Below are 1,338 nucleotides of genomic sequence, written 5' to 3' on the forward strand. Positions count from 1 at the left end.
AGGACGTCTGATGGGAACCACTTTCCGCCCGTACTCGCCCGACCAGGAATTGCTCCTTCCCCCAAGCCTGAACGAGTGGCTGCCTGATGGCCACCTGGCCTATTTTGTCAGTGATGTTGTCGAGGAGCTGGATTTGAGTGCGTTTTACGCCCGCTACGAAGGCAGCGGTCGGCGTAACTCGCCGTTCGATCCGCGGATGATGCTGAAGGTTCTTATTTACGCCTACGCCGTCGGCGTATTCTCCTCACGCAAGATTGCCCGGAAGTTGGAGGAAGATGTCGCCTTTCGGGTTCTGGCTGCGGGTAATTTTCCCAAGCACCGCACGATCTGTGATTTCCGCAAACACCATCTGGTCGCCTTCAAGGCTATCTTCATTCAAGTCGTACGGATTGCTCGGGAGGCGGAGCTGATCACGCTGGGAACACTGGCGATTGATGGCACAAAGATTCGGGCGAATGCCAGTAAGCACAAGGCCATGAGCTATGGCCGCATGGGCGAGGAAGAAGATCGTTTATCGAAAGAGATCGATGGGCTATGTCGTCAGGCCCGTCGAACGGACGAGTCGGAAGATCGGCAGTTCGGCCCGGATCAGCGGGGTGATGAGCTACCTGAGGAGTTGCAGTACCGACAGGCGCGACTGGACAAGATCCGCGCTGCCAAGGAGAAGTTGGAAGCGGATCAGAAAGCGCGGGATACAGCCAAAGGCCGGCACCCGGACGATGATCGCCGCCCACCCCGCGGTGGCCGGAACTTCAAGCGAGATTACGGGGTGCCGGACGACAAAGATCAAAGCAACTTTACCGACCCGCAAAGCCGGATAATGAAAACGGCGGATGGGTTCCAGCAATGCTACAACGGCCAGTTGGCCGTGGATGGTGAATTCCAACTGATTGTCGCTAATCATCTGGGCAGCAATGCCAGTGATCAGGGTCGCCTGATACCGCTACTGGATGACGTGAAAGACATCCTGAAAACCTATCCGCAACAATGCCTGGCCGATGCCGGTTACCGTAAAGAAGACGACTTACAGTCCCTGGAGAACAAAAGGATCGACGGTTATGTTTCGCTGCGTCGGGAAGGGAAAAAGAGCGCAGATATAGACGCGAGCAGTTATCCCGCCACGTCACGGATGGCCGAGAAGCTGGCCACCGCGACGGGGCGATCGATTTACGCCCGGCGCAAGCATCTGATTGAGGCGGTTAATGGCTGGATCAAGCATATTCTGGGCTTCCGGCAGTTCAGCCTGAGGGGGCTTAATGCCGTGCAAGGCGAATGGGATCTGGTCTGCCTGTCGCTTAACCTCAGGCGGATGAGTTCGCTGATGAGGCTGACATAGGC

The 1,338-nt window shown here is 56.7% G+C and carries 1 protein-coding gene; it reads left to right on the forward strand.

The genetic code is table 11. The features are described from left to right. Positions 1–10: 10 nt before the first annotated feature. Entirely contained in the window at positions 11–1,336 is a 1,326-nt protein-coding gene (locus C7H09_RS17100) for an IS1182 family transposase (RefSeq protein ID WP_106764972.1), read from the forward strand. Positions 1,337–1,338: the final 2 nt, after the last annotated feature.

The sequence above is a fragment of the Marinobacter fuscus genome (assembly GCF_003007675.1).
GTDB lineage: Bacteria > Pseudomonadota > Gammaproteobacteria > Pseudomonadales > Oleiphilaceae > Marinobacter > Marinobacter fuscus.

Coding starts and splice junctions, on each gene's coding strand:
- C7H09_RS17100 (WP_106764972.1), top strand. CDS start 11: ATGGGAACCACTTTCCGCCCGTACTCGCCCGACCAGGAATTGCTCCTT.